Origin of the sequence: Rhodococcus sp. (in: high G+C Gram-positive bacteria), assembly GCF_049299235.1 — a bacterium.
Classification (GTDB): Bacteria; Actinomycetota; Actinomycetes; order Mycobacteriales; family Mycobacteriaceae; genus Rhodococcus.
The window spans coordinates 1-9,722 of sequence record NZ_JBAQXC010000244.1 but is presented as its reverse complement, the minus strand read 5'-3'; the positions used below and the strand labels follow the sequence as shown (position 1 = coordinate 9,722).

Here is a 9,722-nt window from a genome sequence, read left to right as displayed (position 1 = left end):
CGGCACGCTCGTGCTGGCCGGACTCGGCCACGCCGGCCTGCAGGGATCCAGTGCCTGGACCAGGTCGGCGTTGCACGCACCGTCGCCGGTGGCCGATCCGGCGACCCGCGAACTGCCCGCCGAGATGAGCGAGTCCGACATCGACGGGGTGCTCGACGGGTTCCGCCGAGCTGCCGCGACCGCGGTCGCGGCGGGCGTCGACGGCGTCGAACTCGATGCCGGTCCCACCTCGCTGCTGCGCCAGTTCCTGTCCGGGCTGACGAATCTGCGGACCGACCGCTACGGAACCGATCCGCTGCTGCTGCTACGCACGGTGATCGGAGCCGTCCGGGGTGAACTCGGTTCCGGGCGCATCCTCGCGCTCCGGCTGAGCTGCGACGAGAACGCCCCGTGGGCCGGCATCACGCCCGACCTCGCCGCCGGGTACGCCGCCGAACTCGCCGCATCGCTCGACCTGCTCACCGTGGTGCGCGGCGGGCTGTTCAGCCCGGGCGCCTACCGCCCGGACGCACACACTCCGGCCGGGTTCAACGAACAACTCTGCCGCCGCATCCGTGACGCCGTGTCCGAGTCGGTGCCGATCGTGTTGCAGGGCAGCATCATCGACGCCGATCACGCGCAGCGCGCGTTGACGGACGGTGTCTGCGACGCCGTCGAGATGACCCGCGCGCAGATCGCCGACCCGGATCTCGTCGTGTCCGTGCGTGACGGCCGAGCGCCCCGGCCGTGCGTGCTGTGCAACCAGGTGTGTCTGGTTCGCGACTTCCACAATCCGGTGGTCGGGTGCATCGGTAATCCCGAGGCGGGGAACGAAGCCGACGAGCCCGTACCGGCGCCCACCGAGGCTCGTGATGTCCTCGTCGTCGGCGGTGGCCCGGCCGGTCTCGAGGCGGCGCGTACCCTCGCCGCGCGGGGCCATCGGGTGCGGGTCCGTGAGCGCGCGGCCCGGTTCGGCGGAATGCTGCGGGTCGTGTCCGTCGGGGCGGGACGCGACCGTCTCGCGACCCTCGCGGACTGGCTCGAGGACAGGTGCCGCGACCACGGCGTCGAACTGTGTACCGGTTCCGAGGTCACCGCCACCGACCTCGACGACGCGCGAGCCGCCGGGACCGTGATCGTGCTCGCCACCGGCAGTCGTTCTCGCGCACCCGATTTCCCCGTCGTCGCGGAGTGGTACACGACCTCCGGTCGGGTACTCGAGCACCCACCTGTTGCGGTGCGGACGGTACTGGTGTGGGATCCGGTCGGCGGGCCGGTCGCGGTCGCGGTCGCGGAACGGTTGGCCGCATTCGGGCACCGCGTGCACTATGCGACGTGCGATCCGATCGCCGGGTCGCGGCTCTCGCCCACCGGCGATCTGGTCGATGCGAACGCGCGACTGTTGCGGTCCGGTGTCACCCGGCATCGCAGTGTCACGGTGTGTGCGGTCGATTCCGACGGTGTGCATCTCGCGCATCCGGTGACGGGGCAGCGGACCACCGTCCCGGACGCGCTGTTCGTGGACTGCTCAGCGGGACTGCCGGATGACACGTTCGCCGGAATGGGGCGTAATGGAGTCGGCGACTGCGTCGCGCCACGGACGGTGCGGGAGGCGATCCGGGAGGCGTATCGTCTGGCCATAGACCTGTAATTGGTTTCATATGCGGATCGAAGGGGAAAGCCACATGGGCGAGTTCGACGGCAAGGTCGTCTTCATCACCGGCATCGCACGCGGTCAGGGACGCAACCACGCGCTGCGGTTTGCGCGCGAAGGTGCCTCGATCATCGGTGTCGACGTCGCGAAGTCGGTGTCCGAGTACATCAGCTACGAGCAGGCCACCGAGGACGACTTCGACGAGACCGTGCGTCTCGTCGAGGAAGCGGGCGGCAAGATCGTCGCCCGCAAGGCCGACGTGCGCGACAGTGCCGCCCTGCAGGCCGCCGTGGACGACGGTGTCGAGCAGTTCGGCCGCCTCGACATCATCGTCGCCAACGCGGGCATCTGCTCGTGGAACCGCTTCTGGGAGATGCCCGACGACCAGTTCGAGGAACTGATCGACATCAACCTCACCGGTGTGTTCAAGACGCTCAAGGCCGCGACCCCGGCGATGATCGAGGCCGGCAACGGCGGGTCGATCATCCTCGTCAGCTCCGTCGCCGGGCTCAAGGCCATGCCGGGCCAGATCAACTATGCGGCAGCGAAATTCGGACTCGTCGGGATGACGCAGACCGCCGCGAAGGAACTGGGCGAGTACCGCATCCGCGTCAACTCGATCCACCCGTACGGTGTGAACACCCCGATGGGCACCGATCCGGGTGCGCTGAAGATGTTCGAGAAGTACCCGCACTGGCTCCCCAACTTCGCGCCGATCCTCACCGAGAAGCCGATCGCCGATCCCGACGACACGTCCGACGCGGTCCTGTTCCTCGCGAGCGACCGCGCCAAGACCATCACCGGCAGCCAGATGGCACTCGACCAGGGCAACTCGAAGGTCTGAGCGGTGGCGCGTGACGTGACCGGCGCCGACCCGCACCATCGGTTGCGGCTCGGCCCGGTCACGTTGCGCAACCGCATCATCTTTCCCGCGCATCTGACGAACTTCGCCGTCGACGGTGAGATCACCGATCGGCACATCGCCTACTACGTCGCCCGTGCCCGCGGTGGTGCCGCGATGATCGTCACCGAAGAACACACGGTGCACCCCTCGGATCGGCCCTACGAGAAGCTGATCCGCGGCTGGGACCCTGCCGTGCTGCCCGGATATCGACGGCTCACCGACGCGGTGCACGCGTATGGAACGCGAATCCTCGCCCAGCTCAACCACAACGGAGCGCAAGGTACCGGAATGTACACGGGCCGGCCGTTGTGGGCACCCGGACCGGACCCGGACCCGTTGTTCCGTGAGGTGCCCGTCGCGATCGGCGAACACGAGATCGGCGAACTCGTCGCCGGTTATGCGGCAGTCGCCCGGCGCTGCGCCGACGGCGGGTTCGACGGCGTCGAGATCCAGTGCTCGCAGGCGTCGATCCTGCGTGCCTTCCTCGCAGCCGGTACCAACCCGCGCACCGACGAGTACGGTGGCGACCGCACCGGCCGCGCCCGCCTGCTGCTCGAGGTGGTGGCCGCGGTACGCGCCGCACTCGGCCCCGGCCGGGTTCTCGGGGTCCGGCTCAGCGGCCACGACGGCACCCCCGGCGGCCTCGACGTCGATGATGCCGTGCATGTCGCACGCCTGCTCGACGCAACCGGGATGGTCGACTACCTGAGCACCTCGGTCGGTGTCGCGACCGAAACCCTGCACCTCGTCGAAGCGCCCATGTCCACCGCGCACGGCTATTCACTGTTCGTGCCCGGCGCCATCCGCGCCGCCGTCGACCTGCCGGTCGTCGGGGTCGGCCGGTTCACCACCGCCGAGCAGGTCCGGGCCGCCCTCGCCGACGGGGTCTGTGATCTCGTCGGGGCGGTCCGCGCGCACATCGCCGATCCCGGCTTCGCGGGCAAGACCCTGGGTGGTCGTGGCGACGAGATCCGCCCGTGCATCGGTTGCAACCAGGACTGCATCGGCCGCGTCGGACTCGGCCGCCCGATCGGATGCGCGGTCAACCCGTATGCCGGATACGAGGACGATCCGCCACCGGCCCCGACGACACCGCCACCGGCCCCGACGACACTGCGGCGGGTCCTCGTCGTCGGCGGGGGACCGGCGGGACTGCAGGCCGCCGCGACCGCGGCGCAGCGCGGACACACGGTCACCCTGATCGAACGAGAAAGCTTGCTGGGCGGACAGATTCGTGCCGCCGCGTCCGCTCCGCACCGCGGCGAACTGCTCGGTGCCGTCACCAGCCTCGAAGCCGAGTGCCGACGCTCCGGCGTCGAGATCCGCACCGGTGTCGACGCCGACACCGCGACCGTGCGGGCATACCGTCCGGATGTGGTGGTCGTCGCCACCGGTGCCCGGCCGCGGCGTCCGGACTGGGCGGGCGAGTCACTACGGGTGGTGGACGTACGCGACGTGCTCGACGGCAGTGCCACACCGACCGGCAGGGCCACACCGACCGGCAGGGCCACACCGACCGGCAGTGCAACACCGACCGGCAGTGCAACACCGACCGGCAGTGCCACACCGATCGGGCGGGTGCTCGTCGTCGACGACCTCGGATTCCACCAGGGCACGTCGGTGGCGGAACTGCTCGCCGACCGTGGCTGTGCGGTCACCGTGTGTACCAGCGGCATGATCGTCGGCCAGGATCTCGGGCTCACCCTCGAAATGACCGGCTGGATCCGGCGTGCCCACGACAAGGGTATCGAGCAGATCACCGACGTCGTGGTGGCAGGGGTGGCAGGGCTGACAGGGGCGGCAGGGGGGCTCGAGGTGACGCTCCGCGATCACTTGACCGGGAGAACCGAGTGCCGCACAGTTGATCATGTGGTAGTCGCGACCCATCAGGTTCCGGCCGACGAATTGTGGCGTGATCTGCAGGACGAGTGCTTTCGGGTTGTTCGCATCGGTGATGCGGTGACGCCGCGCCGGCTGGACTCGGCGACGATCGAGGGTATGCGGGTAGCGGCGGATATCTGACGGACATCGCGAATCGGACATACAGTCGCCATGTTACGGACACCGCGTGTTCGGATCGGCCGTGCACACTGCCGCGCGTGCCCTCCGACACCGAACGAGTACTCCCCGACTCGGGTGCTGGACCGAGGTTCCGACGCGACGCTGTGCTGTTCGCCGCGATCGTCGGGCCGAATGTCCTGCTCCTGGCGTTGTTCACGTACCGACCCCTGATCGACAACATCCGCCTGTCCTTTTTCGAGTGGAACATCTCGAGCCCCACCTCGCGTTTCGTGGGGCTGGAGAACTACCGCGAGTGGTTCACTCGCTCCGACACCTGGCAGATCGTCGGCAACACGGTCGTGTTCACCGTCGTCGCGGTTGCCGGATCGCTGGTACTCGGGCTCGGGCTGGCGCTGCTGCTCGATCGGCAGTTGAAGGGCCGGAACCTCGTGCGGTCGGCGTTGTTCGCCCCGTTCGTGCTGTCGGGGGCCGCGGTGGGCATCGCCTTCCAGTTCGTGTTCGACCCCACGTTCGGGCTGGTCCAGGATGTGATATCACGGATGGGCCTGACCGCGCCGAACTTCTATCTGGAACCCGGCTGGGCGCTGTTCATGGTGACGGTGACGTACCTGTGGAAGAACCTCGGCTACGCCTTCGTCATCTACCTCGCCGCGCTACAGGGACGACGGGTCGAACTCGACGAGGCCGCCCTCGTCGACGGTGCATCGTCGTGGGCGCGGTTCCGCCGGGTTCTCGCCCCGCAACTTCGCCCGGCGACGTACTTCCTGTCGATCACGGTGCTGCTCAACTCGCTGCAGGTCTTCGACATCATCAACGTGATGACCCGCGGCGGTCCGCTCGGAACCGGCACCACCACCATGGTCTACCAGGTCTATCAGGAGACATTCGTGAATTTCCGGGCCGGCTACGGCGCCACCGTCGCGACGATCCTGTTCCTCGTCCTGCTGGTGATCACCGTCGCACAGGTGCGCATGATGGATCGGAACGCCCGATGACGACCGGACCTGGAGTTTCGCGGGGCCGCGCGATCCGAATCGGTGCATACGCCGCGATGATCCTCGCCCTGGCGGTGATCGGCCTGCCCCTCGTCTGGATCGTTCTCGCCTCGTTCAAGGAACGAGCGGAGATCTACACGCTGCCCGTGACGTGGTGGCCGCAATCGCTGTACCTGCAGAACTATGTGGATGCGACGACGATCTTCGATTTCTGGACCTACCTCCGCAACTCGGTGATCATCACCTCGGTCCTCGCCGTGGTGAAACTGACCCTCGGGGTACTCAGCGCGTACGGACTCGTCTTCCTGCGCTTCCCCGGCAAGAACGCCGTCTTCCTGCTGATCATCGCGGCCCTGATGGTGCCCAACCAGATCACCGTCATCTCCAACTATGCGCTGGTGGCGGAATGGGGATGGCGCAACACCTTCGCCGGCATCATCGTCCCGCTCGCCGGTGTCGCCTTCGGTACCTTCCTGATGCGCAACCACTTCCTGTCGATCCCGAGCGAACTGATCGAAGCGGCCAGGATGGACGGCGCCGGCCACGTGCGTCTGCTCACCCGCGTGATCCTTCCCATCTCGGGGCCGACACTGGTCGCGTTCGCGCTGATCACCATCGTCAACGAATGGAACGAATACCTGTGGCCGTTCCTGATGGCCGACAACAGTGACGTCGCGCCGCTGCCCGTCGGCCTCACCCTGCTGCAGAACAACGAGGGCCTCACCGACTGGGGGATCGTCATGGCCGCGACGCTGCTGACGATGCTCCCTGTCCTCGCCGTGTTCCTCGTGTTGCAGCGGCACATGATCAAGGGATTGACCTCCGGAGCGGTGAAGGGATGACCCGCCTCCGCGCGGTCGCATCCGCCCGCGACCACACACCCGAACCCGGTGCTTCCCGGCACCGAGAGCCCGTCCACCATCACATCAGGAGTCGGCAGTGAGCCCATCCAAGCAGTTCTACACCCGCCGTTCGTTTCTCGGTCTCGGCGGCGCAGCACTCGCCACGGCGACCCTCGCCGCCTGCGCAGGCACCAGCGGATCGTCGTCGGACTCGGCGTCCGGCGCAAGCACCGACACCATCACCTTCTGGTCGAACCACCCCGGCAAGTCCCAGGACGTGGAGAAGGAACTGATCAGCCGGTTCCAGGCCGCGAACCCCGGCCTCACGGTGAACCTCGTCAGCGCGGGCAAGAACTACGAAGAGGTGTCCCAGAAGTTCAACGCGGCACTGTCCGGCGGCGACCTTCCCGACGTGGTCGTCCTGTCCGATGTCTGGTGGTTCAACTACGCCCTGAACAAGACGATCGCACCCCTCGACGACCTGTACGGCCAGGTCGGGGTCGACACGTCCGACTACGTGGATTCCCTTGTCGCGGACTACGAGTTCGCCGGTAACCATTGGGCGCTCCCGTACGCGCGGTCCACCCCGCTGTTCTACTACAACAAGCAGTTGTGGCAGCAGGCCGGTCTTCCCGACCGCGGCCCGCAGACCTGGCAGGAGTTCGACGAGTGGGGCCCGCGCCTGCAGGAAGCGATCGGCGCGGGCAAGTCCGCGCACGGCTGGGGCAACGCCAAGGACTACCTCGGATGGACGTTCGAGGGCCCGGTGTGGACCTTCGACGGTGCCTACTCCGACCAGTGGGCACTCCGGTTCACCGACGAGAAGACCCTCACCGCAGCGCGATTCCTCGGGGACATGATCCACGGCAAGAAGTACGCCGTGGTCTCCAACGACATCGCGAACGATTTCGCCGCCGGTGTCATCGGCTCGACGATCGCCTCGACCGGTGACCTGTCCGGCATCACATCCAACGCGACCTTCGACTTCGGGACCGCATTCCTCCCGAGCACCGACGGCAAGCCCGGTTGCCCCACCGGCGGTGCGGGCCTGGCCATCCCCGCGAACATCTCCGACGAACGCAAGCGCAACGCCCTGACGTTCATCGAGTTCGTGACCAACGCGGAGAACACCGCCTACTTCTCGCAGAACATCGGCTACATGCCGGTCCGTAAGTCCGCGGTGAACGACCCGTCGATGAAGGCCTTCCTCGAGCAGAACCCCAACGCGCGCACCGCCGTCGACCAGTTGGCGCACACCCGGTCGCAGGACTACGCGCGGGTGTTCGTGCCGGGTGCCGACCAGATCATCGGAACGGGACTCGAGCAGATCGCGCTGCAGAACGCCGATCCGGTTGTCGCACTGGGCGACGTCCAGAACCGCATCCAGGCGATCATCGACCGTCAGATCTCCCCGAACCTGTAACCCCGTCGGCTCGCGCCTGTAACCCCGTCGGCTCGCGCCTGCAATCCCGTCGGCTCACGCCTGCAATCCCGTCGGCTCACGCCGAGCCGACCAGAACACGAAGGACCATCAGTGGCGTCCATCAATTTCCGCGCGGTCTCCCACCGATACCCCGGATCGGACCATCTCGCCGTGGACCGGCTCGACCTCGACGTCGCGGACGGCGAATTCCTCGTCGTCGTCGGCCCGTCGGGATGCGGGAAATCGACGACACTACGGATGGTCGCCGGACTCGAAGCGATCGACTCCGGCCACATCGAGATCGGCGGCCGGGATGTCACCGGCATGGCGCCGAAGGATCGCGATGTAGCGATGGTGTTCCAGAACTACGCGCTCTATCCCAACATGACCGTTGCGCAGAACATGAGCTTCGCGCTGCGCAACGCCGGTGTGGGCAAGGACGAATGCGGCAGGCGCGTCGCGGAAGCGGCGCGCCTGCTCGACCTCACCGAATACCTCGACCGGCGCCCGGCCCGCCTGTCGGGCGGGCAACGCCAGCGGGTCGCGATGGGTCGCGCGATCGTGCGTGAACCCGCGGTGTTCTGTATGGACGAACCCCTCAGCAACCTCGATGCGAAGCTGCGGGTGCAGACCCGCACCCAGATCTCGACATTGCAGCGGCGGCTGGGCACCACCACCGTGTACGTGACGCACGATCAGGTGGAGGCGATGACGATGGGGGACCGGGTCGCGGTGCTCAACCGCGGGGTGCTGCAACAGGTCGCGACCCCGGAAGAGCTCTACAACGATCCGGTCAACACGATGGTCGCCGGATTCCTCGGTGCGCCCGCCACCAATCTGATCACCGCGCCGGTCGTCGACGGTGCGGCACGTGTCGGGGAGATGTCGATTCCGGTGCCTACCTCGGATCGGACCGGAGCCGGTATCACCGTCGGCATCCGCCCCGAGTCGTTCGTGCTGGCCGCCGGGACCGATTCCGATGCGGTCGCGTTGACTGTCGGCACCGTCGAATACCTCGGCGCGGAATCGCTTCTCCACCTGACTGTTCCGGACGGCGGCGACTGGACGACCGAATCGGGCAGCATCGTCGTGCGGCTGCCGGGTCGGATCGCGGTGACGCCGGGCGACACGGTCCGGGTCCGGCCGGTCGACTCACCGGTGCTGTTCTTCGACCCGGAGACCGGGTATCGGGTGCGCTGAACCGTCCCGGCCGGCAGCGGCTCTCACAGGTCGCGTCGCATCGCGGCCCTCGGCCACCGGTCCAGACCGTGCTGTGCCTCGGCGGCGCGGATCTCCCGCAGTCCGGCGGTGAGATGCGTGTCGTCGAGGAAGCGGAATCCCAGCCGCTCGTAGTACGGACCGTTCCACGGCACATCCACGAAGGTGGTGAGCGTGAGCGCGTTGTACCCGCGGTCGCGGGCCCACAGTGCGACATGGTCGATCAGCGACCGGCCGATGCCGGCCCGTGCGTGATCCGGATGTACCGACACCTGCTCGATGTGGGTGTGCCCGTCGACGATGTCCACGAGCAGGTAGCCATCCGGCCGGCCCGACGAATCGACGTGGACCCACGCCCTGGCATCGTCGCAGTAGTGGCGCAACTCGTCGATGCTCGGCGGGTCGTCGTCGGCGACGACCGTCATGCCCAGATCCGCGAAGGGGCCGCCCGCCGCCACCTCGATGTCCTGGAGGATCGGCAGATCCTCGGCGACCGCCAGGCGCAGCGGAGGCAGGGCTTTGCGGTAGTAGCGCGCGAATTCGGTGTGTGCATACCGGCCGTACCGCTCGGGCATCGGGGTGTAGTCGGCCGCCTCGTACAGGGCAATCGCTTCGGGTTGTGCGGTACCGGTTTCCAGGACGACGCGGCGACGTCCGGCGTCGGTGGCGCTGCGTTCCAACGCAC

General features: G+C 67.7%; 8 protein-coding genes. 7 read left to right on the top strand and 1 reads right to left on the bottom strand.

Annotation, left to right across the window (positions count from 1 at the left end; all coding sequences use genetic code 11):
- From WAX14_RS14540 to WAX14_RS14510, 7 genes are all read left to right on the top strand, one after another.
- The coding region (locus WAX14_RS14540) for a mycofactocin system FadH/OYE family oxidoreductase 1 (protein ID WP_422628762.1) at nt 1–1,630 on the top strand (1,630 nt) is incomplete at its 5' end.
- A 34-nt stretch (nt 1,631–1,664) separates the two neighbouring features.
- Nucleotides 1,665–2,477 carry a mycofactocin-coupled SDR family oxidoreductase gene (locus tag WAX14_RS14535; RefSeq protein ID WP_422628761.1) on the top strand — a complete coding sequence of 271 codons (813 nt, stop codon included), beginning with the start codon at nt 1,665–1,667 and terminating at the stop codon, nt 2,475–2,477.
- A gap of 3 nt (nt 2,478–2,480) precedes the next feature.
- Nucleotides 2,481–4,559 carry an FAD-dependent oxidoreductase gene (locus tag WAX14_RS14530; RefSeq protein WP_422628760.1) on the top strand — a complete coding sequence of 693 codons (2,079 nt, stop codon included), beginning with the start codon at nt 2,481–2,483 and terminating at the stop codon, nt 4,557–4,559.
- A gap of 77 nt (nt 4,560–4,636) precedes the next feature.
- Complete coding sequence (locus WAX14_RS14525; RefSeq protein WP_422628759.1) at nt 4,637–5,554, top strand: carbohydrate ABC transporter permease; 918 nt, start codon at nt 4,637–4,639, stop codon at nt 5,552–5,554.
- Entirely contained in the window at nt 5,551–6,396 is an 846-nt protein-coding gene (locus WAX14_RS14520; protein ID WP_422628758.1) for a carbohydrate ABC transporter permease, read from the top strand. Before WAX14_RS14525 ends, WAX14_RS14520 begins: the two co-directional genes overlap by 4 nt.
- A gap of 97 nt (nt 6,397–6,493) precedes the next feature.
- The gene (locus WAX14_RS14515) at nt 6,494–7,819 is read left to right on the top strand and encodes an ABC transporter substrate-binding protein (protein ID WP_422628757.1); all 1,326 of its coding nucleotides are present in this window, start codon (nt 6,494–6,496) and stop codon (nt 7,817–7,819) included.
- Nucleotides 7,820–7,930: 111 nt separating this feature from the next.
- Nucleotides 7,931–9,019 carry an ABC transporter ATP-binding protein gene (locus tag WAX14_RS14510; RefSeq protein ID WP_422628756.1) on the top strand — a complete coding sequence of 363 codons (1,089 nt, stop codon included), beginning with the start codon at nt 7,931–7,933 and terminating at the stop codon, nt 9,017–9,019.
- Between the two features lie 23 nt (nt 9,020–9,042).
- Here WAX14_RS14510 and WAX14_RS14505 read toward each other — a convergent pair.
- The coding region (locus WAX14_RS14505; RefSeq protein WP_422628755.1) for a GNAT family N-acetyltransferase at nt 9,043–9,722 on the bottom strand (680 nt) is incomplete at its 5' end.